The following is a 22,193-nucleotide window of genomic DNA, read 5'->3' on the forward strand; positions in this document are numbered from 1 at the left end:
AGCGGCAGATTAACATGGCATCAGCAGAGGCATTAGAATATTGGAGCAGTGCTCGTGTGACAAACTGGGTTCAAATGTTAATATATCGATTTGTATAGACTTGGCGGTCTAGACCTATTCACCGGAAATCGGAAGAGCATCCTTTTGATCGTTGAAAGCCAGCACTTTTGCAGGCTAGAGAAAACATAGTCGCATTTTTCGAAATTTTTTCCGTTCCCCAGTCCGGTCCCCAATCCGTTCCCCTCAAGGCGGAATGGCTGCTATCCACCGTTGGCCTGGAAACCCCGAAACGCTAGCCTGAGGCGGTTCACCCGCTCAAGGTCCATGCCATGCCGCCGCGCCGTCCCAGACGCCCATCCGATCCCGACCAGCTCGACCTGCTCGACATCCCCGAGGCGACAGCGGTGATGCTGACCTATTCCGGCCGGACGCTGGATCTGGAGCAGCCGGATTTCAGCCGTTTCGAGATCGAGGATATCGCCCGCCCGCTGGCTTACCAGTGCCGGTTCGTCGGCAATACCCGCGCTTTCTACAGCGTCGCCCAGCACTGCGTGCTGGCGAGCGAGCTGGCGCCCCGCGGGTTCGAGTACGAGGCCCTGATGCACGACAGCGAGGAGGCGTTCACCGGCGACTGGCCGACGCCGTGGAAGGTCCGGATCGGCCGCGACGCGATCAAGGCCGCCATCGAGCCGCTGAAGGCTGCCCTCGCCGCCCGGTTCGGCTTCAGCCATCCCCAGCATGACGCGGTGAAGCTCGCCGACCAGCGCAGCCTCGCGACGGAACTTCGCGACCTCTGTGCTCCCCATCGGGTCAACTGGCGGGATCTGCCGGCTCCGTCGCCGAGTCCCATCGTGCCGCTTGGACCCGACGACGCCATGGCCGCCTTCATCAGGCGCTATCATGAACTGCGTTCGCCTCAGCCGCACAAGGTTTGAGGAAACAAATCCGACCCCGTTCCGTTCTTGCCGGTGATCCGAGCTTTGTTGATGGTACGAGGAACGAACGCATGCAGGTCATACGGGTTGCAGACCATGCCCGGGAGCTTGAAGACCCCGGTCTGGACCGGTTCAGCGCGGCATACGAGGAGCGGCTGGAGCGGGTCCTGAAAGACCTCTTCTCGGCCTGCCCGGACTGCGCCAGCGACGCGTGGGAAGAGGCGGCCGACGATTTCGACAGCCAGGTCGGGCGAGAAAAGGTCGTCGAATTCTGCCTGGAACGTGGCTACGATGTCCGCCGCAACCCGGGCGGAAATACCGACGGCAAGACCGGGCTTGTCGGGTGCTGGCGGGACGTGGGCATCATGCTGCTCGCCCGGGACCGCGGGCTGATCGACGCCTGACCTTTGGTCGGGACGGTGGGCGGGCGGACACGGGGGAGGGGACGGACATGAAAATCGACGGCAGACCATACCGGACGATCTGGCTCGCCGACGACGGCTGGTCGGTGGAGATCATCGACCAGACGCGCCTTCCCCATGATTTCGCGATCGCCCGCCTGACGACGGTCGAGGAGGCGGCTCACGCGATCCGCGCGATGCTGGTGCGCGGAGCGCCGCTGATCGGGGCGACCGCTGCCTACGGCATGGCCCTGGCGGCCCGCGAGGCGCCGGACGACCAGTCCTTGTCGCGGGCTTCGGACCGCCTGCTGGAGACCCGCCCGACCGCGGTCAACCTGCGCTGGGCGCTGGAGCGGATGCGCAGGTGCCTCGCCGAACTGGCGCCCTCCGACCGCGCCGCAGCCGCCTATGCCGAAGCCGCCGCGCTGTGCGACGAGGACGTGGCGTTCAACGAGGCGATCGGGACCCATGGCGCCGGCCTGATCCGGCAGGCGTCGGAGAAGGCCGGGGGCAGGGCCGGGGACAGGGTGGTCAACGTCCTGACCCACTGCAACGCCGGATGGCTCGCCACGGTGGACTGGGGCACGGCGCTGTCCCCCATCTACAAGGCGTTCGAGGAGGGCATCCGCCTGCATGTCTGGGTCGACGAGACCCGGCCGCGCAACCAGGGGGCCAGCCTGACCGCCTGGGAACTGAACCATCACGGCGTGCCGCACACGGTGATCGTCGACAATGTCGGCGGCCACCTGATGCAGCACGGCATGGTCGACTTGTGCATCACCGGAACCGACCGGACCACCGCGAGCGGAGATGTCTGCAACAAGATCGGGACCTATCTGAAGGCCCTGGCCGCGCACGACAACGGCGTGCCGTTCTATGTGGCGCTGCCGTCCCCGACCATCGACTGGACCATCGACGACGGCGTCAGGCAGATCCCGATCGAGCAGCGGGAGGGCTCCGAAGTCTCGGCCCTGACCGGCCGCACGGCCGATGGACGGATCGAGACGGTGACCGTCACGCCGGAGGGGAGCCCGGTCGCCAACTACGCCTTCGATGTCACCCCGGCGCGCCTCGTTACCGGGCTGATCACCGAGCGCGGCGTATGCCCGGCCTCGCGGGAGGGGCTGCGGAGCCTGTTCCCGGACCCTTGAGGCGTCGGAACTCCAACAGTCCTGTATGGTGTCGGCTAATTCCGCGTGATCGGACCCAGGTGTTCGGCCGCCGTGCGGAGCGTGGTCTTCACCGTCATGGGTGAATAGGGCTTGTCCATGAAGCCCAGCGGCTGGGCTCCCTCGGCCCGTGCGCGGGTCGCCGGGTCGTTGTTGGCGGTCATGAAGATCGACCCGATGCCGAACCGGGCCCTGATCTCCCGCGCCGCCCAGATGCCGTCCATCTCCCCGGCCAGCCGGATATCCATCAGGATGATGTCGGGAAGGACCTCCCGGCGAGCCGGATGGCCTCCTCCGCGGTCGCCGTCACGCCGCACACCACATAGCCGAGGCGCGCCACAAGGCGCTTCAGGGCCAGCGCCGATATCGCCTCGTCTTCGACCACCAGCAACTGGAGCGCGGTGCCGGGTTTCCGGCCGCCGTCCTCCCGCCCGGCAACCGGCGGCAAGGAACCGCCGCCGAGGAGGCTCCGCCCGCTGACCCGATAGTCGATTGCCGGCTGCATCAGTTCGAACCCCCGCTTGAAGCGTCTGGTTGCCAAGGTACGTGCACGTATCATGTCATGCGGGCGGCAGGGAAATGGTAAATCTAGCGCCTCCCGCCTCGTCCGTCGGGCCATAGGCGAACTTGGCCGCCAACTGGAGCGATAGTGAACCGACTATGGTCATTCCCAGGCCGCCATTCAACGGCTCGAAATCGCTTGGCAGCCCGACGCCGTGGTCCGCCACGGTCAACAGGTATCCGCCCCCGTCCTGCCGGGTGAAGGAAACCCGGATGGTGCCGTCGGATCCGGGCGGATAGGCGTATTTGAAGGCATTGGTGACCAGCTCGTTCACGATCAGGGCGAGGGGGATCGCCCTGTCCGTCGAAAGCTCGGCGGGGTCCGCATCGACTTCCAGCGTATATTCCTTGCCTTCCGACAGCATGAAGTCCGACAGGTCGTCGCACAGTCCATACAAGTACTGGTCGAACTCGACGCTTTGCAGCTTGTCGGTCTGGTAAAGGCGCTGGTGCAGCTGGGCGACCGTGGAGACCCGGTTATGGGCGTCGGCGAACTGGCGCCTCGTGTCCGGATCGTCGATCCCGTCGCCTTGCAGCGACAGCAGGCTGGCGATCATGTGGAGGCTGTTCTTGACGCGGTGGTTCACCTCCCGCATCAGCATGTCCTTCTGGACCAGCAGCCCGTCCTTCTCGGCCGCCAGGGCTTCGATCTCGCGGAGCTTGCCGTTGAGTTCGGCCAGCTTGCGCTGGTGGCGGACGATCACCTCGTCGATCGCGTGAGCCAGGCTATGGGCGACCTCCAGGGTCCAGGACGGCCATGGCTGGGAATAGCATCGCATCCGCTCGGTCCAGCGCTCGAACGAGCGGCGCGGCAGGATGCGGGTGCGTTCCGCGTCCAGGCTGACGGGCTTGTTCGGATCACCGCCCCAGGTGATCGTCCGCGTCACCTCCGGCCGGAACCACATCAGCGCGTTCGCCTGGTCGGGTCCGAGGAAGACGGCCAGCGCGCCGCTGGCGATGCCGGAATGCCCGGCGAACCGGGCGGAGATTCCGGCCATGTGGTCGGTCCCGATGGGATGCGCGCGGTCCGACCGACGGCGCAGCGCCTCGGCCATCTCCAGCACGGTTTCGGGCGGTGGCGTTTCGCCGACGAGCCGGACCTCCCCGTCGCGGATCACCGCGGCGCCGCCCGCGTCGAACAGGCGGGCGAGCGTCACCGGACCGTGGGTCAGCGCCGCGACGAAATCGTCGGCCCCGGCCATCTGCTCCAGCAATCGGGCGTGGATCTCCACATGGGTCTGGCGTTCGTCCCAGTCGGCCGTCGTTTCCACTTCGGTCAGGCGCATGGCGAAGGCATCGACCAGCAGGGTGACGGCGGTTCGGACGCCGGGCGATACCAGCAGCGGCTCGCGATGATGCCCGATCACCAGCCCCCAGAGCCGCCCGTGCTTCATCACCGACACGGACATGGAGCCGTTGACGCCGAGGTTCCGGTGATACTCCAGATGGACCGGCGACAGCGCGCGCAGGCGGGCGAAGGTCAGGTCGAGCGGCTGCGCCCCGTCGCGGGAGCCGACCGACAGCAACGGCACCCGCTCGGCGTCACGGTCCGGAACGAAGCGGCTGTGGTTGCGCGCATACAGGTCGCGCGCCTGGCGGGGGATGTCCGACTCCGGGAAATGCAGGCCCAGCAGGGAGGGTTCCAGGTCCGCGACCTTGTCCTCGGCGATGGCTTCGCCGTTCCATTCCGGATCGAACCGGTAGATCAGCACCCGTTCCAGTCCGGTCAGTGCGCGGATCGCCTGGACCGTCAGCCGGCTCAGTTCCGTGAGCGACCGGACATCGCGCAGGCGCACCATGGTGCGCGGCAGCATGCTGGGAATGGTGCCGGGGTCGCTGGCCGGCTCGGCCTCGACGATGACGAAGCCGCCATGGGCATGGACCGCATAGTCCAGAAAAGCACCGCCCCGCGGCAATGCCGAGGTCAGTCGCAAGGGGTTCGATCCGTCCAGGTCGCCGGCATCCCCGGCACCTCGGATCCGGTCCGCCAGATCGGCGCCGGCCAGTTCGGCCAGCGGCCGGTGGCGGAGATCGCCGGGTACGACGCCGAACAGGTCGGGCGCGTTGGCGCTATAGGCGGCGAGCGACAGGTCGGCGGGGTTCAACGCCAGCAGCGCTCCATGCGGCTGGATGGCGCCCGGAATGTGGATCGGCTCGCGCTCGCACGGGGTAAGGTCGACGCCCTCGGCGGATACCAGCCGTTCGACCAGGGTATGGGCTCCGTTACGGTCGAATTCGGGGGAAGGCCGGCTGGCGGCACCGGAAGCTTCAGGACGGTGAGAGGAGTACATGCTCATCCGGACAGGGTTCTAAGCGCGATCTGATAACACGCCCCCGGCCGCGATGTTCAAGCCAAGCCGTCCGCCCTGACCAAAGTCCTACCCCTCGTACTTGCGCAGATCGTCGATCATCTTGCCGTCGTTGGGCAGGCTGCCGGGTGCCACGATCTCGACCGCGCCTTTCAGCTTGGTCACGGCCGCGAGGCTGGCCGCCAGCGCGCCGGCGTCGGCATCGGACGGCGCCTCCACCCGGAGCGTCATGGTGTCCGTTCCCTCCGCCCGGTCGACCACCAGGCGGCCGCGCCGGCATTCCGGGTGCCGCTTCAGGACCTCGGCGACCTGCCCGGCATGGACGAACATGCCCTTGACCTTGGTGGTCTGGTCGGCCCGGCCCAGCCAGCCGCGGATTCGCCGGTTGGTCCGCCCGCACGGGCTGGTGCCGGGCATGAAGGCGGACAGGTCGCCGGTCGCGAAGCGCACCAGCGGATAGTCGCGGTTGAGCGCCGTCACGACGATCTCCCCGACCTCCCCCTCGGCGACCGGGTCGCCGGTGCCGGGCCGCACGATCTCGACGATCACGTGCTCGTCCAGCACCAAGCCGTCGCGGGCGGCGGTCTCGTAGGCGACCAGGCCCAGGTCGGCGGTGCCGTAGCTCTGGAAGACCTCCAGGCCGCGGTCCCGGTAGAAGCGCTTCACGTCCGGCATGAAGGCGCCGCCGGTGACGTGTCCGAGCTTCAGGAACGACAGGTCGACGCCCTGCTCGTCTGCCTTCTCCAGGATCACCTTCAGGTAGTCGGGCGTGCCGGCATAGCCCGCCGGCCTGACCCCGGCGATCGCCTGGACCTGCAGTTCCGTATTGCCGGTGCCGGCGGGAAACACCGCGCAGCCGAGCGCGTGGGCGCCGCTCTCGAACATCGATCCGGCCGGGGTGAAATGATAGGAGAAACAGTTGTGCAGCACGTCGCCGGCGCGGAACCCCGTGGCGAACAGCGCCCGCGCGAAGCGCCAGTAATCCGTCCGCCGGGCCTCCGGATCGAAGATCGGGCCGGGCGAGGCGAAGATCCGGGCGAGATCCCCCGGCGCCACCGCGCTGAACCCGCCGAACGGCGGCTCCCGCCCCTGAAGGTCTGTCAGGTCCGACTTGCGGGTGACCGGCAGGGCGGCCAGGCTTTCCCATGTGGTCACCGCCATGGCATCGATGCCGTCGAGGATGCGGCCATAGGCAGGGGCACGCCGCTGGGCCAAGTGGATCTGTTCCGGCAATGCCGCCAGCAGCGAAGCCTCCCTATCGTCGGCCGAGCGGGTCTCCAGAATGTCATAGAAGCTGTTGGCCATCGGATGCCCTCTTATTTAATGAAAGCTTTACGAGCGCTGCCTATTACCGGGGTGTCGCATACTATTCATGAAGTCGCACCTGTTTTCTCTTTACCACGATCCCGGGTTGATCGTATGGTTCCACAACAGGTTGTGCTCACGTGCCGGAGGGTGCCATGGGGGATTGGACGACGGTTCAGTTTTCGGAAGTCCCCGACCTTCCGACCCGCAAGGCCATCCTGCGATGGGCCGAGCAGAGCATCAGCGGCCGTTTCCTCAGCTTCAACACGACCGACGGGCTGGGACGCCGCAAGTTCGGCCTGGAGTTCCAGCACCCCGACGACGCCGCCAGCTTCCAGCGCCGCTGGCTGGCCGGGCGGGAACTGTGCGACCCGGCGGAGTGCGCCGACTGAATGGTTCAGAGCGGCTTCTGAAGCGGCACCTTCATGCTCTGCAAGCGCCACAGCAGGTCACACCAGAGGAGGAAATGGTCCTCCTCGAAGCTGCCGTGCCTGAGGGTGTACAGTGTCGCTTCGTAGGTGTCGGGTGAAATCCGCAGTCCGGGGATCTTCAGGACCTGGAGCGCCACGGTCAGCCCCAGCAACTCGTTCAGGAGCAGGTAATCTCGGTGCGCCGCCTTGTTCGGCGTTCCCACGAAGACAACCGGGCGCAGCTTGATGATCCATTTCAGGGAAAAGCTCGCCTGCTTCGGTTCCTCGGCGCGCTTGATCCGGTGGAATTCCTTGAAGCGGCGCAGATCCTCCCAATAGAGCCTGACGACGTCGATCAGGATCGTGTGGTTGAGGGATACCCCCGTCAATCCATGGGGAAGCCAGATCTGCTCCCGCAGAAAGTCGTAGGTCAGCTTGATGGCCGTGAACTTGTCCCGCATGACCTCGTCGGGCCGGCGGAGGACGCTTTCCGCATCGCTCAACGGCCCGCTCCGCGCTTGCCCATCTGTTCGATCGCGGTGCGGATCAAATCACCATAATCAGCCGAGGACGACTCCAGGAATTCCCGATACTCATCAATGCTGAACGCAGGCGCATCGTTGGGCAAACGCCAGTCCCAGACCGCGTTGAGTTCCGGATTCTCAAGGCCGTCGTCGAAGTCGCGCAAGGCTTCTTCCAGCGTAGGGTTGTCCGGTGTCACGTCAGTCGTTCCATCAAGAGTCGCGGCCCGCGAATCGCGGGCTGCAAAATCGAAAGAGGTATAGCATGTGGGGGTGCCGTCAGCAAGGGCTTGTGCCGTGCCGTCACCCTACAGCCACCTCTTGCGGCGCTTGTAGCTCTTCAGGTTCTTGAAGCTGCGCCGTTCCTCGCCCCCGCCGCCGAGGTAGAATTCCTTCACGTCCTCGTTGTTGACCAGTTCCTCCGCCGTGCCGTCGAGCACGACCTTGCCTGACTCCATGATATAGCCGTAGCTGGCGGCGTGGAGCGCCATGCGGGCGTTCTGCTCGACCAGCAGGATGGTGACGCCCAGGTCGCGGTTGATCTGGCGGATGATCGAGAAGACCTCCTTCACCAGCAGCGGCGACAGTCCCATGGAAGGCTCGTCCATCAGGATCAGCTTGGGCCGGGCCATCAGCGCGCGGCCGATCGCCAGCATCTGCTGCTCGCCGCCCGAGAGATATCCAGCGAGGCCCGTCCGCTCTTTCAGGCGCGGGAAGTACTCGTAGACCATCTCGATGTCCTGCTTGACCTCCTTGTCGCGCCGGGTGAAGGCACCCAGGCGGAGGTTCTCCAGGCAGGTCATGTCGGAGACGATGCGGCGGCCCTCCATCACCTGGAAGATGCCGCGGCGGACGATCTGGTCCGGGTCGATCCCGTTGATCCGCTCCCCCTTGAAGCTGATGTCGCCCCGGGTGACCGCGCCGTCCTCGGTCTTCAACAGGCCGGAGATGGCCTTCAGCGTCGTCGATTTGCCGGCCCCGTTGGCGCCGAGCAGGGCCACGATCTCGCCTTCGGGCACCTGGAGGCTCAGGCCGCGCAGGACCAGGATGACGTCGCTGTAGACGACCTCGATATTGTTGACGGAAAGCAGGGCCGGCTTGCCCTTGGCGGCGGCCGGCGCGGGGGCGGCGTTGGCGTCGATGGCGGCGGTCATGGCCTCAATCCAGTAGTGAAGGAAGCCGGGACGGACGGACCGTCCCGGCGCAGGTCGGGCCGGATGCTGCTTACCAGCCCAGCCATTCCTTCTTGCGCGGCAGGTCGACGCTGGTGACCTTCTCCAGCTTGATCGTTCCCGCCTTCACCAGCTCGTCGACCGAGGCCTCGGTGGCGCCGCCGACGTTGGCGCGGTAGATCGCCACGGTGGTGGTGCCGCGGTGGTCGTCCGGCGTCCAGGTCGAGGGGACGCAGACGCCTTCCATGCCGGCCGGCACCCAGTCCTTCTTCTGGTACATGCCCTGCTTGATGTTGGCGCCGGTGATGCCGCCGTTCTTGGCGGCCCATTCCATCGCCTCCTTCATGTAGAAGGCGGAGCAGATGCCGCTGATATAGTGGACCGGGCGGTAGGCGGCGCCCGACGCGTCGGAGACCTTGGAAATCTCCCTGACCGTCTGCATGCCCGGTGCCTCGCCGCCCCAGACGACGCCGGTGCGGACCGGGAAGACGACGCCGTCGGCGGCCTTGCCGGCGGCCTTCATGGCGTTCTCGTCCATGCCCCAGACATTTCCCATGAACTGCACCGTGGCGCCGACCGTGTCGCAGGCCCGCAGCACCGAGATGTTGGACCCCGCGGTATTGCCCAGATAGGCGTAGTTGGCGCCGCTGTCCTTCAGCGTCAGGCACTGCGCGGTGTAGTCGCCCGGCGTCAGCGCGAACTGCACGGCGGGAAGCACGTCGAAGCCCAGCTCCTTCGCCAGCTCCTCGCCGGCCTCCTTGGGGGCGTTCGGGTAGGGGTGGTTGGCGCCCATGTGGACGTATTTGGGCTTGCCCGAGCCGCCCTTGGCCTTCCAGTCCTCCGCCGCCCATTGCAGCATGGCGCGCAGCGAGTCGGAATAGGACGGGCCGTAGAAGAAGTTGTACGGCGCCGCCTTGGTCGATTTCTCGCCCGACCCGTTCGGGTCGGTCAGCTGCCCGGCGTAGGAGCCGGAGAAGTAGGGGATCTCGTCCTTGGCGATGAAGGTGATCAGCGCCTCGGTATCGGCCGTGCCCCAGCCCTGGATCGCCACGACCTTGTCGCGGCCGGACCATTTCTTGTACTGCGAGATCGCGCGCGGGACCTGGTAGCCGTAGTCGAAGGTCTCGACGCCCATCTGGGTCCCGCCGGCGCCGCCGGTCTTGTTGATATAGGCCAGCGCGTCGGCCACGCCCTGGCCGAACGGAACGCCCACATCGGACGTGGCGCCGCTGTAGTCGGCGAGATGCCCGACCTTGACCTGGGCCAGGGCCGGAGAAGCCAGGGCGATCGCCGCGGTCGCGGCCAGGATGACGCTCTTCATGTTCATGGGGTCAGCCTCCTCATACTCTTCTTGTGATTGTTCATTTTGTGGTTGTTCATTTTGTGGTTTTTAGCCGTCTCAGTGGGAGAACGGGTAGAGCTTCCAGTACGCCTTGACCTGGTGCCACCGGTGGGCCAGCCCGTCCGGCTCGAAGATCAGGAACAGGATGATGACCGCGCCGATCGCCATCTCGCGCAGGAAGGCGAGGCTGTTGCTCAGGTCCAGCGCCCGGTCGATGGCGCTTCCGGCCAGCGCGTCGGTCAGCCACTGCATGCTTTCCGGAAGCAGCACCATGAAGGCCGTGCCCATCAGCGATCCCATGATGGAGCCCAGCCCGCCGATGATGATCATGCCCAGGAACTGGATCGAGAACAGGATCGTGAAGCCCTCGACCGAGACGAACTGGAGATAGTGGGCGTACAGCGCGCCGCCGATCCCGGCATAGAAGGCCGAGATGCCGAACGACAGCGTCCGGTACTTGGTCAGGTTGATGCCCATCATCTCGGCCGAGAGGTAATGGTCGCGCACCGCCACCAGCGCCCGCCCGTCGCGGGTGCGCATCAGGTTGGTGCCGAGGATGTACATCACGACCACGTAGGCCAGCACCACGTAGAAATAGCTCTCGTCGGTGTCGAAGGTGAAGCCGAAGATCGAGAAGGGCTCGGTCAAGGTGCCGGCCACGCCGCCCGAGAACCAGGAGGCCCGGGCGAAGAAGTCCTGGAGGATGAACTGCGCCGCCAGCGTGGCGATCGCGAGATACAGCCCCTTCAGCCGGGCCGCCGGCAGTCCGAACACCATGCCGACCGCCGTCGTCATGACCCCGGCCAGCGGGATCGCGAAGAACACCGGCACGTTGAAGTTCGACACCAGCCAGGCGGAGCTGAAGGCTCCGAACCCGAAGAACGCCGCGTGTCCGATCGAGATCTGGCCGGTGAAACCGACCAGGATGTTCAGCCCCAGCGCCGCGATGCCCAGGTATCCGATCTGGATCAGCAGGCTCAGCAGGTACCGGTCCATCACCAGCGGCGCCAGGCACAGCACGGCGATGCCCAGGATCACCATGTTGCGGCTGGTGGCGGTGGGGAAGATGGTCGTGTCGGCGGAGTAGTTGGTCTTGAAGTCGCCGCAAGGGATCAGCGTGGTCATGTCTCGGGCGCTCCGCTCAGACGCGTTCGATGTCTTTGGTGCCGAACAGCCCGTAGGGCTTGATCATCAGGATGATGATCAGGACGTAGAAGGGTGCGATCTCGTACATGTTTCCCCAGTTGAGGAACTGGCTGTCGAAGAAGTGCGCGACGTTCTCCAGCAGCCCGACGATCAGCCCGCCGATCACGGCGCCCACGATGCTGTCCAGCCCTCCCAGGATGACCGCCGGGAAGACCTTGATGCCGAAGAAGGAGAGCGCCGACGACACGCCGTTGACCGTGCCGACCACCACGCCGGCCACCGCTGACACCATGGCGGAGATCGCCCAGCTCAGCGCGAAGACGTTGCGGACCGATATGCCCAGCGACTGCGCCACCTGCTGGTTGAACGCCGTCGCCCGCATGGCGAGGCCCATCTTGGAGAATTTGAAGAAGTACCCGAACCCCGCCATGATGATCACCGAGATGATCAGGCTCATCAGGTAGACCGTCTGCACCTGAAGCCCGAAGACGCTGACCGACTGGGTCTCGAAGATCGGCGGGAAGGGCTTGGCGAACACGCCGAACATCCACTTCATCAGCGCCTGGAAGAAGATCGACAGCCCGATGGTGACCATGATCACCGATATGATCGGCTCCCCGATCATCGGCCGCAGCACGACGATCTGCAGGATGACGCCGAACGCCATCATGAAGGCCAGCGTGATCAGGAAGCCCCAGACGAAGGGCATCTGGTAGGTGGTCAGCAGCCACCAGCAGGCCCAGGCGCCGATCAGCAGGAACTCGCCCTGGGCGAAGTTGACCACTTGGCTCGCCTTGTAGATCAGCACGAACGACATGGCCACGACGCCATACAGCGCGCCGACGATGATGCCATTGACGACGAGCTGGAACAGCAGGTCCCAGTTCATGGCGAGGTTTCCTCCCAAGCCGCGTTCTTGTTCTTGGAATCCCCGAACGGCGGTTGCGACACTATCGCCGCCCGCACGCCATCGAAGAACTCTATCGTATGGGGTATGGTCCGAGGTGCCGGCCGGGAATGGGCCCGGCCGGCCAACTCAGGAGCACAGGGATGAAAAGGACATCCACACTCCTGTGGCTCGATCTCAGGATCTGGCGGATTTCCATCCGCCTTCTCGTGACTCGGGCCTAGGAGGCGCCGGGGGGTGAGGTCAACACCTCCCGGCAGCCTCTTTCTACCCCAGCTCCCCCGAAATTGCAATCGCCTCCCCATCACGCCGCCCGCTTCGGAGAGGCCGGCGCGCTGCTCCCCGGCACCAGGTCGACCACCTTCAGGACCGTCCGGATGCGCTGCTTGGTGCCGTCCTGGAAAGCGATGGTGGTGTCCACGTCGATGCTGGGCCGGCCGGCATAGATCGCGTCGATGATCGTCCCGTACTTCTCCGCGATCACGCCGCGGCGCACCTTGCGGGTCCGGGTCAGCTCGCCGTCGTCGGCGTCCAGCTCCTTGTAGAGCAGCAGGAACTTTCGGATGCGCTGGGCGTCGGGAAGGGTCGCGTTGACCGTCTCGACCTCCCGCCGGATCATCTCGTAGACCTCCGGCCGGCCCGACAGGTCGGTGTATGTGGTGAAGGAGATGCGGTTCTTCTCCGCCCACTTGGACACGATCGGGAAGCGGATGCAGATCATCGCGGCGAGGTAGTCGCGCTGGTCGCCCAGGATCACCGCCTCGGCGACATAGGGGCTGAACTTCAGCTTGTTCTCGATGTATTGCGGCGAGAACCGGTCGCCCCGCCCGGTGGTGGCGATGTCCTTGATCCGGTCGATCACCACCAGGTGCCCGCGCTTGTCGAAATAGCCCGCGTCGCCGGTATGCATCCAGCCGTCGCGGATGTCCGCCGCCCCCGCCGCCTCGTTGCGGAAATAGCCCGCGAACATGTTGGGGTGCCGGGTCACGATCTCGCCGACGCCGTTGTGGTCGGGATTGTCGATCCGGACCTCGATGTCCTTGCCGAACGGCTTGCCGACGGTGTCGAAATCCACGTCGCCCTGGGCATGGATCGTATAGGCCCCCAGCGTCTCGGTCTGGCCGTAGAGCTGGCGCAGCGGCACGCCCATCGCCATGAAGAAGCGGAAGGTCTCCGGCCCCAGCGCCGCCCCGCCGGTCGCGGCGGAGCGCAGGTTGGAGAATCCCAGCCGGTCGCGCAGCGCGCGGAACAGCAGCAGCTCGGCCAGCCAGGACCGCCTGCCCTTGTCCAGCGCCTCCAGCCCCACCTTCATCCCGTACTCGTACAGGCGCCGCTTGAGCGGCGAGGCGTCCATGATCCGGGCGCGCACGTCGGCCGCGATCTGCTCCCACACGCGCGGGGCGAACAGCACGAAGGTCGGCCCGACCTCGCGGAAGTCGTGCATCATCGTCTCGGGTTCCTCGACGAAGTTCACGGTCATCCGGCTCAGCAGCGCCTTTCCCAGCACATAGACCTGCTCCATGATCCAGGGCAGCGGCAGCACCGAGACATACTCGTCGCGCGGCCCCTTGGAATCGACGCCCAGGTACGAGGCGCAGTGCCGGATCACGCGCCCCGCCGGAAGCATCGCCAGCTTGGGGTTGGCCGTCGTGCCCGAGGTGGTGCACAGCACCGCCACGTCCTCGCCCCGTCCCGCCGCCACCATCTCGTCGTACAGGCCGGGAAACTCCGACGCGACCGCGTCGCCGTGGTGCATCAGTTCGGTCACGGAAATCAGCCGCGGGTCGGAGTGCTTCCGCATGCCGCGCGGGTCGCTGTAGACGATCAGCTTCACGGTGGCGATCCGGTCGCCCAGCTCCAGCAGCTTGTCGACCTGCTCCTCGTCCTCGGCGAACATCACCTTGGCGTCGCTGTAGGTCACGAGGTACGCGATCTCCTCGTCCAGCGCGTCGCGGTACATGCCCAGGCTCATGGCGCCCACCGCATGGGCGGCGATCTCCGCGCAGACCCAGTCCGGCCGGTTGTCGCCGACGATCCCGACCACGTCGCCCCGGCCGACGCCGTAATGGTGCAGCCCCAGCGCGAAGGCCTTGACCCGCGCCTGGTACTGGCTCCAGCTCAGGCTGTGCCAGATCCCCAGTTCCTTGACCCGAAGCGCCACCTCGTCCGGGTGGTTGCGCGCATGGACCTGGAGCAGCTTGGGAAAGGTGTCGAACAGCGACAGGTCGGGCAGCCCGTTGACGGTTCCGGCGTCCATCACGCCACCTTTCCGGCCGGGACCGCCACGTCGTCCTCGTCGCTCAGCACGTCGTCGGCCTCGCCCAGGTAGGCCCGCTTGACATGCGCGTTCGCCAGGATCTCCTCCGGATAGCCCTCGGCGATCTTCTTGCCGAAATCCAGCACCATCACCCGGTGGGAGATGTCCATGACCACGCCCATGTCGTGCTCGATCATCACGACGGTCATGCCGTACTCCTCGTTCAGGTCGACGATGTAGCGGGCCATGTCCTCCTTCTCCTCAAGGTTCATGCCGGCCATCGGCTCGTCCAGCAGGATCAGGTCCGGCTTCAGCGCCATGGCGCGCGCCAGCTCGACGCGCTTGCGCAAGCCATAGGAAAGGGTGCCGGCGACCGACTTGCGGACATGCTGGATGTCCAGGAAGTCGATGATCTCCTCGATCTCGCGGCGGTGGGCCAGCTCCTCCTTCCGGGCGCCTGTGAACCAGTACAGCGCGCCGGTCAGGAAGTTGTTCTTCATCAGGTGGTGGCGCCCGACCATGATGTTGTCGAGCACGGTCATGTGCCCGAACAGCGCCAGGTTCTGGAACGTGCGGCCGATGCCGATCTCGGCCCGGTGGTTGGGCGTCATCTTCGTGACGTCCTGTCCCTTGAACAGGATCTGTCCTTCGGTCGGGCTGTACCGGCCGGAAATGCAGTTGACCATGGAGGTCTTGCCGGCCCCGTTGGGGCCGATGATCGAGAACAGCTCGCCCCTGTCGATGCTGAAGCTCACATCCGTCAGCGCGCGCACACCGCCGAACCGCAGCGACACATGCCGGGCTTCGAAAATGGGCGTATCGGCTTTCACCGTGCGTCCTCCCCTTAACATTATTATTGGTCATACCATTTTGACGGTAAGACCCTTGGGCAGCAGGGTGCGATACCGGCTCCTTAAATTCAAGATGAATAGCTTGCAACCGGAAGTTCTCGATACGGGCGCAGAGAATCCCCGCTGGAAAACCGCGCCTGCTTGGTTTGGGACAATGAAGCGCAGCGGCAAAGAGCCTCATCGCGCATCCGGCAAGAGCCCGGCAAAACAGTCGGCAGGCTAAAACAGTCGGCAGGCATCGAGTCCAAGGGACTGAGGTCCTGCAATAAACCTGGCAATAAACCTAATAGAGAGGATCTAGCCGTGCTTGAAGCCTATCGCCAGCATGCCGCTGAGCGTGCCGCACTCGGGATTTCGCCGCTGCCGCTGTCCGCCAGGCAGACCGAGGAACTGATCGGCCTGCTGAAGACGCCTCCCGCGGGCGAGGAGCGGTTCCTGGTCGATCTGGTGACCTACCGCGTGCCAGCGGGCGTCGACGATGCCGCCAAGGTCAAGGCCGCCTTCCTGGCCCAGGTCGCCAAGGGGGAGGAGTCCTGCGCGCTGATCTCCAGGGTCAAGGCGACGGAACTGCTCGGCACCATGCTCGGGGGCTTCAACATCAAGCCGCTGATCGACCTGCTGGCCGACGCCGAATGCGGCGCGGCCGCGGCGGAGGGGCTGAAGACGACCCTCCTCATGTTCGATTATTTCCACGACGTCAAGGAATTGGCCGACCAGGGCAACGCCAACGCCAGGGCGGTGATGCAGTCCTGGGCCGATGCCGAGTGGTTCACCTCGCGTCCGGAGGTTCCGGAAAGCCTCACCGTGACCATCTTCAAGGTGACCGGGGAGACCAACACCGACGATCTGTCGCCGGCCCCCGACGCCTGGTCGCGCCCGGACATCCCGCTGCATGCGCTCGCCATGCTGAAGAACTCCCGCCCCGGCATCGAGCCGGACGAGCCCGGCGCCCGCGGCCCGGTAAGGCAGCTCGAGTCGCTGAAGGCCAAGGGCAATCTGGTGGCCTATGTCGGCGACGTGGTCGGCACCGGCTCCTCGCGCAAATCCGCCACCAACTCCGTGCTCTGGTGGACCGGCGACGACATCCCCTATGTCCCGAACAAGCGTTTCGGCGGCGTCTGCCTGGGCAGCAAGATCGCGCCGATCTTCTACAACACCATGGAGGACGCGGGCGCGCTGCCGATCGAGCTGGACGTCTCCGGGATGGAGATGGGCGACGTCGTCGAGCTGCGCCCCTATGAAGGCAAGGCCCTGAAGGACGGCGAGGTGATCGCCGAGTTCAAGGTCAAGTCCGACGTGATCTTCGACGAGGTCCGGGCCGGCGGCCGCATCCCGCTGATCATCGGCCGCGGCCTGACGGCCCGCGCCCGCGAGGCGCTGGGCCTGGGGCCGTCCACCCTGTTCCGGCTGCCGTCGGCCCCGGCCGACAGCGGCAAGGGCTTTTCGCTGGCCCAGAAGATGGTCGGCCGCGCCTGCGGCGTGCCGGAAGGCCAGGGCATCCGTCCCGGCACCTATTGCGAGCCGAGGATGACCACCGTCGGCTCGCAGGACACCACCGGCCCGATGACCCGGGACGAGCTGAAGGACCTGGCCTGCCTGGGCTTCTCCGCCGATCTCGTGATGCAGTCCTTCTGCCACACCGCCGCATATCCCAAGCTGGTGGACGTGAAGATGCACCACGAGCTGCCGGCCTTCATCGCCACCCGCGGCGGCGTGTCCCTGCGGCCGGGCGACGGCGTCATCCACTCCTGGCTGAACCGCCTGCTGATGCCCGACACCGTCGGCACCGGCGGCGACAGCCACACGCGCTTCCCGATCGGCATCTCCTTCCCGGCCGGCTCCGGCCTGGTGGCCTTCGCCGCCGCCACCGGCGTGATGCCGCTGGACATGCCGGAAAGCGTGCTGGTGCGCTTCACCGGCACCATGCAGCCGGGCGTCACGCTGCGCGACCTGGTCAACGCGATCCCCCTCTACGCCATCCGCCAGGGCCTGCTGACGGTCGAGAAGAAGGGCAAGAAGAACATCTTCTCCGGCCGCATCCTGGAGATCGAGGGGCTGCCCGACCTGAAGGTCGAGCAGGCGTTCGAGCTGAGCGACGCATCGGCCGAACGGTCCGCCGCCGCCTGCACGGTGCGCCTCAACGAGGAGCCGATCATCGAGTACATGCGCTCCAACATCACGCTGATGCGCTGGATGATCGCCAACGGTTACCAGGATCGCCGCACGCTGGAGCGCCGCATCAAGTCGATGGAGGCCTGGATCGCCGATCCGCAGCTCCTGCAACCCGATGCCGACGCCGAGTACGCCGCCGTCATCGAGATCGACCTGGCCGACATCCGGGAGCCGATCGTCGCCTGCCCGAACGATCCGGACGACGTCAAGCCGCTGTCGGAGGTCGCGGGCGATGTGATCGACGAGGTCTTCATCGGCTCGTGCATGACCAACATCGGCCACTTCCGCGCCGCCGGCAAGGTGCTGGACGGCAAGTCCGACATCCCGACCCGGCTGTGGATCGCGCCGCCGACCAAGATGGACGCCATGATCCTGAACGAGGAGGGCTATTACAGCGTCCTCGGCAAGTCGGGCGCGCGGATGGAGATGCCGGGCTGCTCGCTGTGCATGGGCAACCAGGCGCAGATCCGCAAGGGCTCGACGGCCATGTCCACCTCGACCCGCAATTTCCCGAACCGCCTGGGCATCGACACCCGCGTCTATCTCGGCTCGGCCGAGCTGGCCGCGGTGTGCGCGCTGATGGGCAGGATCCCGACCGTGGCCGAGTACATGGAGCAGGTGGAGATCGTCAACCAGAAGGCCGCCGACATCTACCGCTACATGAACTTCGACCAGATCCCTGCCTTCCGCGAGGTCGCGGACACGGTCGCGGTCGCCTGACCGGATCGGATACGTGCGCGGCAGCCCCCGCCGGGAAACCGGCGGGGGCTGTTAGCATGAACAGTATTTGAGTCTTCCCTAATACCAGTACCGGAGACCTGCTATCCCGGATTATTCACCAGCGAAGCGGATAGGGTGATGCTCTCCTGGCGGTAGTTCAATTGTAGGTTTTCCGATGTCCGTGCGGCCGGGTCTTGATGGCGAGATGGGGCGGCGGGTTTGGGGTTGCGGGGACGGGTTCCTGGGTGCGGGCACATCGCCCGGCGCTCAGGTGACGAACCGGGCGAGGCGCGTCGAGACGACGGTGAGGATATCCTCGACCGGGAACACCGGGGCCAGGGCTATTCGAATGCGATCGGCCGTTTCGGTGACCTCGGTGACGAGCTTGATCAGCCTGTTCCGGAGGGTATCGAACTGAACCACGCGCCAGGGCGAGCGCTTCGGCATGAGGCTCTGGAACGTCCAGAGCAACCAATAGGCGGCCCCATGCAGAAAGAGCCGGACTTGGTTAGCGCAGGCTCTCGTACAGGAGGTCCGATCGGAGGCCAGGTGAAGCTTATGGGCCTTCAGCAGGTTCTCCATCCGGCCCCTTTGGCAGTATTTCCGCTCGTAGAGCCGCTGCGCCCGGCGGTCGGTCAGGTTGGTGACGATGTAGCGGGTGTCGACCCCGTCAGGTCCGGCTTCGACCCGGGCGACGATCCGGCGCTGGCATTTCCAGGACTTGGCCCCACCCTGGAAATCCATGTAGCGGCGCAGCTTGAACCCAGCTGGCTCGGCCGCGCGGCGCGTGGCATAGCGCGCGCCCATACGCGCTTCGATCGTCTGGACCCAGGCCGCCAGGGTGGCGTTTCCGGACAGGCCGAAGATGTACTCCAGGCCGTTGGCCTCACACCAGCTCATCACTTCCGGACAGGCATAGTGGCTGTCGCCGCGCAGACGGATCCGGACCCGCGGGAACCGCTCGCGCAGATGGCCGACCACCCGCTTCACCAGGGCCAGGATCTCGCGGCCGCTCGGCGTCGCCGCCTCCCGCAGCACGGACACGACCAGCCGGCCGCTGGTGTCGAAGATGTGGAGCGGCAGAAAGCCCCAGTCATCGTAATAGGCGTTGAACTTGCGCAGTTGCTGCTCGCCGTGGACCCGATCAAAGCTTTCATCGAGATCCAGGGTGAGGTGGTTAGGGACGATCGGGAAACTATCGCAGTACAGGTCGAGCATCGCCTGGGCCATGCGATAGAGTTCGGTGCGCCGCGGCATGTTTTCGATGCGGGAGACGGTCGGCTGGGAGCACAGGGCCGGTCCCGTAACCGGTGGCCGGTCGAGCGCCATTTTGAAGACGGGATCGCCGCGCAGCACGTCGCAGTCATTGCCGTCGGGATAGCCGGCGACAATCGCCAGCATGCGAAACCGCAGGATCTCATCGAGCCGATGGGTAATCTTCCCCGGCTGCCGCGGATCCCGCAGGCAAGCCGCCAAGCGGTCCGCAAGGTTCAGGCGTCGTTCGACCTCCTGGAACAGCAGGAGGCCGCCATCGGCGGAGGTGCACCGGTCGTCGATGACGGCTGAAATCGGCTTGTCACCAAGCGGTGACAGGCTGGGCAGGATAAGCGTATCTTCCGTCAAGGTGGGTGGGCGCTCCCGCGGGCTCGGATTGGCGTTGACAACCAAATCCTACGCCCGCTCAGGGGCTCGCGCCACACCCACCGCCTTCGTGAATAATCCGGGCTAGTGTCATTGCCGCGGGGGAAGACGAATTGGCACCAAAGTCCTGGGTCGCAGAGGCTGCAAGCGTGGGCGGTACTCGGTTACGATGCGCTCGTAAAGATCCGGTGCATTTCGGTTTCTCAGCGTCAGTACCAGACCGAACCGCACCTGTGGGTTCCGGGTTCCATGATGTCCATGCTCACGGGCAAGATAGGTAACGTCGAATGCGGGTTGGTTGAGCGAGCTACTGCGTTTCGTCCTGCTGGCACTTCGTGTGGTCTCCCATTTATGAGCATCCTGACGTCGCTCCACTTCTGAGGAATAAAAATCCGCAGGCCCAAAGAAGGAGTCCGATGGCGGTGTCTTGGGTGTAATCAAACGCCCATCCTTCAAGTAGGGCTTGCCTAATTTCAGAGTATCTGGGCGGAATGTTACCTCCAGTCCTGCTCGCGTATAATTCAATGAATCCTCAGGGTCGATTTCGCTATAGAAACAAAAAGTAGCTTTTAAATTGATGTCGCCTTTAAGTCCTTTGGGTACAGGTAGATATAAACGAACTGCGCCCGTCAAAGGCATCTGTCGCTGAAAAATGATGTGAGCCTCTCCATCATTGCACAGCACGAGATCATCAACATCATGGGATAGTCGCCCCCAGCCAACCTCCTCGCGCCCATGTTCGGCAGGGTTGGCATGCTGGACCAGCAAGGCCTTGATCGTCGGTGCCCACAAGGTCTCTTCGAACTGCGTCCGAATTCCGACTCCGGCACGCATTGTCAGAGGTGACGAAAAACTGGTTCCCATGTCGCCGGAGGCGGTTTCGGGATTGAAATCATCAAGGACGAGAAACGGATTGGCATGTGAACCACCGAAGGCAAGAATATCAGGTTTAACGTAACCAGGGCTGCGGCCAGGGCCGATTGCACTGTAGGATGCCCGCATCCAAGCCGCTCCCTGACGGTCACTGGCGCCCACTCCGATCATGTTGACCCCATCAGACGGCGGTTGCACACGGTTAAGCTTAAGATCGTGATCTCCCTCTCCATTGTTTCCACAGGCCACGGTGGCGACTGTTTCGCCATGGGCTAGCAGACTGTCCAGGGTCGAAGTCCAGGCATTGACATCGTCGTCCTCCATGGCGCTATCTGGGCCAAGGCTGATATTGATGAAGTCATAGTGTCGGGATTCTACAGCGTTTTCGATCTGGCTTAGAACTGAGTAGAGTTCAAAGTCATCCTGGGCAACCTTTGTTCCCAGCACTCGCCAATGATCGACCTTGGCCAATGGGCATGGCAAAGCATGCCCTGGGACGATAGGGCCGAACAGGAATGCCGAAGTGACGGCTAAGCCATGGCGTTGGTACCCAGGTATGGGATTGCCGACACCCGCCGGTTCATACAGCGTTACCCAAGGATCAAGTCCATGGTTGTCCGGCAAACCTCCGTCGAATATGGCAACCGACAGATCAGGAGCCATCACCCCCGATTCGGGGAGTGTCACGCGGAAGCCTGGAAACTGCCCTCGCACAAAAGGGTCGAGAGGAACAAGACGCGGCATGCGCCGTAGCGCCCGCAGAAAGGAAAACTTGACGATGTCGTCCAGCCTCTCATAAGGCGCACGCATTGGTAGGAAACAAAGCCCCCCGACATGACGTCGCCTTTGCAGATCGACGTCAAGGCCAAGGGACCGGACGTACTCTTCGAATCCGTGCAGAATAAAGCCGTTATGATCTGTCGGCTGACCATGCAGTACCACCTCAAGGGGCAAGTCCTGGCCGGCAATTCGCTCTGCCTCTGGAATTGGCTTTAGGCGTTGCTCATTAAGCGCCGACACCTGTTCGACACGACGGAACTGGTTGGCAGGCACCTCCGCCGGTTTCCATAGTTCGATCGCATTGGCCCACGCCGTCAATCCATCCACCGAGGTGGACACAAAGTACTGGGGAGCTGGCTGTGGCAACGTTTTCGACTGTTTGCCCGTCACGGTTTCGGGAACGATATGAACGGCCCGACTGCCGACCGGATGCATATCGAGGTCGTCGAACAATTTGCCGGGGTGGTAACTTTTGGCGAGGTAGGCCGGGTGCAGTGTGACAGAGATTACCCCTATTCCGTCGGGACAGGCGAGCGGTGGCAAGGCCCTCAACTGGTTGCCGGTTTCACGCACCTGGGACGCCAAACGGCTCCGAGCCGTTTCGAAGGTGTAGGGATGGGCTTTCTCGGACATGTCCCGCCCAGGCCGAGCCACTTCTTCCGCTAATTGCTCGCCACCCCCAATCAAGTATCTCGGTGCTGCCATGATGCAATTCTTTCTT

At 64.7% G+C, this 22,193-nt stretch carries 19 protein-coding genes; 5 read left to right on the forward strand and 14 right to left on the reverse strand.

The features are described 5' to 3' along the window. Positions 1-329 precede the first annotated feature (329 nt). The 3 genes from DPR14_RS02400 to mtnA all read left to right on the forward strand — a co-directional run bounded on the left by DPR14_RS02400 (position 330) and on the right by mtnA (position 2,487). Positions 330-935, forward strand: coding sequence for a transcriptional regulator (locus tag DPR14_RS02400; RefSeq protein WP_158043740.1), 606 nt, complete (start codon positions 330-332; stop codon positions 933-935). 71 nt (positions 936-1,006) lie between these two features. After that, positions 1,007-1,339, forward strand: a complete 333-nt coding sequence (locus tag DPR14_RS02405; protein ID WP_158043741.1) for a hypothetical protein — start codon at positions 1,007-1,009, stop codon at positions 1,337-1,339. A gap of 47 nt (positions 1,340-1,386) precedes the next feature. Beyond that, positions 1,387-2,487 carry an S-methyl-5-thioribose-1-phosphate isomerase gene (gene mtnA, locus DPR14_RS02410; RefSeq protein WP_158043742.1) on the forward strand — a complete coding sequence of 367 codons (1,101 nt, stop codon included), beginning with the start codon at positions 1,387-1,389 and terminating at the stop codon, positions 2,485-2,487. A 35-nt stretch (positions 2,488-2,522) separates the two neighbouring features. On the opposite strand, the gene DPR14_RS02415 is transcribed toward mtnA, so the two are convergent. From DPR14_RS02415 to DPR14_RS02430, 4 genes are all read right to left on the reverse strand, one after another. Further along, positions 2,523-2,753, reverse strand: a complete 231-nt coding sequence (locus DPR14_RS02415) for a response regulator (RefSeq protein ID WP_158043743.1) — start codon at positions 2,751-2,753, stop codon at positions 2,523-2,525. Then, a complete protein-coding gene (locus DPR14_RS02420; protein WP_158043744.1) occupies positions 2,753-3,046 on the reverse strand; it encodes a response regulator in 294 nt (97 codons plus the stop codon). Before DPR14_RS02420 ends, DPR14_RS02415 begins: the two co-directional genes overlap by 1 nt. Before the next feature lie 19 nt (positions 3,047-3,065). Beyond that, complete coding sequence (locus DPR14_RS02425; protein ID WP_192499231.1) at positions 3,066-5,357, reverse strand: histidine kinase dimerization/phosphoacceptor domain -containing protein; 2,292 nt, start codon at positions 5,355-5,357, stop codon at positions 3,066-3,068. An 87-nt stretch (positions 5,358-5,444) separates the two neighbouring features. Further along, positions 5,445-6,680 carry a phenylacetate--CoA ligase family protein gene (locus DPR14_RS02430; protein ID WP_158043746.1) on the reverse strand — a complete coding sequence of 412 codons (1,236 nt, stop codon included), beginning with the start codon at positions 6,678-6,680 and terminating at the stop codon, positions 5,445-5,447. A gap of 155 nt (positions 6,681-6,835) precedes the next feature. Here DPR14_RS02430 and DPR14_RS02435 point away from each other — a divergent pair, with 155 nt between their 5' ends. After that, positions 6,836-7,072 carry a hypothetical protein gene (locus DPR14_RS02435; protein WP_158043747.1) on the forward strand — a complete coding sequence of 79 codons (237 nt, stop codon included), beginning with the start codon at positions 6,836-6,838 and terminating at the stop codon, positions 7,070-7,072. 5 nt (positions 7,073-7,077) lie between these two features. Here the strand turns inward: DPR14_RS02435 and DPR14_RS02440 are convergent, their stop codons facing one another. From DPR14_RS02440 to DPR14_RS02475, 8 genes are all read right to left on the reverse strand, one after another. Next, positions 7,078-7,593, reverse strand: a complete 516-nt coding sequence (locus DPR14_RS02440; protein ID WP_158043748.1) for a hypothetical protein — start codon at positions 7,591-7,593, stop codon at positions 7,078-7,080. Continuing rightward, positions 7,590-7,811, reverse strand: a complete 222-nt coding sequence (locus tag DPR14_RS02445; RefSeq protein WP_158043749.1) for a hypothetical protein — start codon at positions 7,809-7,811, stop codon at positions 7,590-7,592. Before DPR14_RS02445 ends, DPR14_RS02440 begins: the two co-directional genes overlap by 4 nt. A 108-nt stretch (positions 7,812-7,919) precedes the next feature. After that, positions 7,920-8,702: an ABC transporter ATP-binding protein gene (locus DPR14_RS02450; protein WP_343038731.1), complete on the reverse strand. Its 783-nt coding sequence runs from the start codon at positions 8,700-8,702 to the stop codon at positions 7,920-7,922. 133 nt (positions 8,703-8,835) lie between these two features. Then, entirely contained in the window at positions 8,836-10,104 is a 1,269-nt protein-coding gene (locus DPR14_RS02455) for an ABC transporter substrate-binding protein (protein ID WP_425501034.1), read from the reverse strand. 78 nt (positions 10,105-10,182) lie between these two features. After that, positions 10,183-11,250, reverse strand: a complete 1,068-nt coding sequence (locus DPR14_RS02460; protein ID WP_158043752.1) for a branched-chain amino acid ABC transporter permease — start codon at positions 11,248-11,250, stop codon at positions 10,183-10,185. A 16-nt stretch (positions 11,251-11,266) separates the two neighbouring features. Next, on the reverse strand, positions 11,267-12,160 hold the full coding sequence (locus DPR14_RS02465) for a branched-chain amino acid ABC transporter permease (protein WP_158043753.1): 894 nt from the start codon (positions 12,158-12,160) through the stop codon (positions 11,267-11,269). Between the two features lie 322 nt (positions 12,161-12,482). Beyond that, entirely contained in the window at positions 12,483-14,435 is a 1,953-nt protein-coding gene (locus DPR14_RS02470) for a long-chain fatty acid--CoA ligase (RefSeq protein WP_158047953.1), read from the reverse strand. Further along, a complete protein-coding gene (locus tag DPR14_RS02475; protein ID WP_158043754.1) occupies positions 14,435-15,286 on the reverse strand; it encodes an ABC transporter ATP-binding protein in 852 nt (283 codons plus the stop codon). The genes DPR14_RS02470 and DPR14_RS02475 overlap by 1 nt, the downstream gene beginning before the upstream one ends. Positions 15,287-15,589: 303 nt before the next feature. Here DPR14_RS02475 and acnB point away from each other — a divergent pair, with 303 nt between their 5' ends. Continuing rightward, positions 15,590-18,178, forward strand: coding sequence for a bifunctional aconitate hydratase 2/2-methylisocitrate dehydratase (gene acnB / locus DPR14_RS02480; protein WP_158043755.1), 2,589 nt, complete (start codon positions 15,590-15,592; stop codon positions 18,176-18,178). A gap of 267 nt (positions 18,179-18,445) precedes the next feature. On the opposite strand, the gene DPR14_RS02485 is transcribed toward acnB, so the two are convergent. Together DPR14_RS02485 and DPR14_RS02490 are read right to left on the reverse strand one after the other, a co-directional pair. Then, the gene (locus tag DPR14_RS02485) at positions 18,446-19,801 is read right to left on the reverse strand and encodes an IS1380 family transposase (RefSeq protein WP_158043756.1); all 1,356 of its coding nucleotides are present in this window, start codon (positions 19,799-19,801) and stop codon (positions 18,446-18,448) included. A gap of 108 nt (positions 19,802-19,909) precedes the next feature. Continuing rightward, a complete protein-coding gene (locus DPR14_RS02490; protein WP_158043757.1) occupies positions 19,910-22,177 on the reverse strand; it encodes a S8 family peptidase in 2,268 nt (755 codons plus the stop codon). Positions 22,178-22,193: the final 16 nt, after the last annotated feature.

Source organism: Skermanella pratensis (genome assembly GCF_008843145.1).
Classification (GTDB): domain Bacteria; phylum Pseudomonadota; class Alphaproteobacteria; order Azospirillales; family Azospirillaceae; genus Skermanella; species Skermanella pratensis.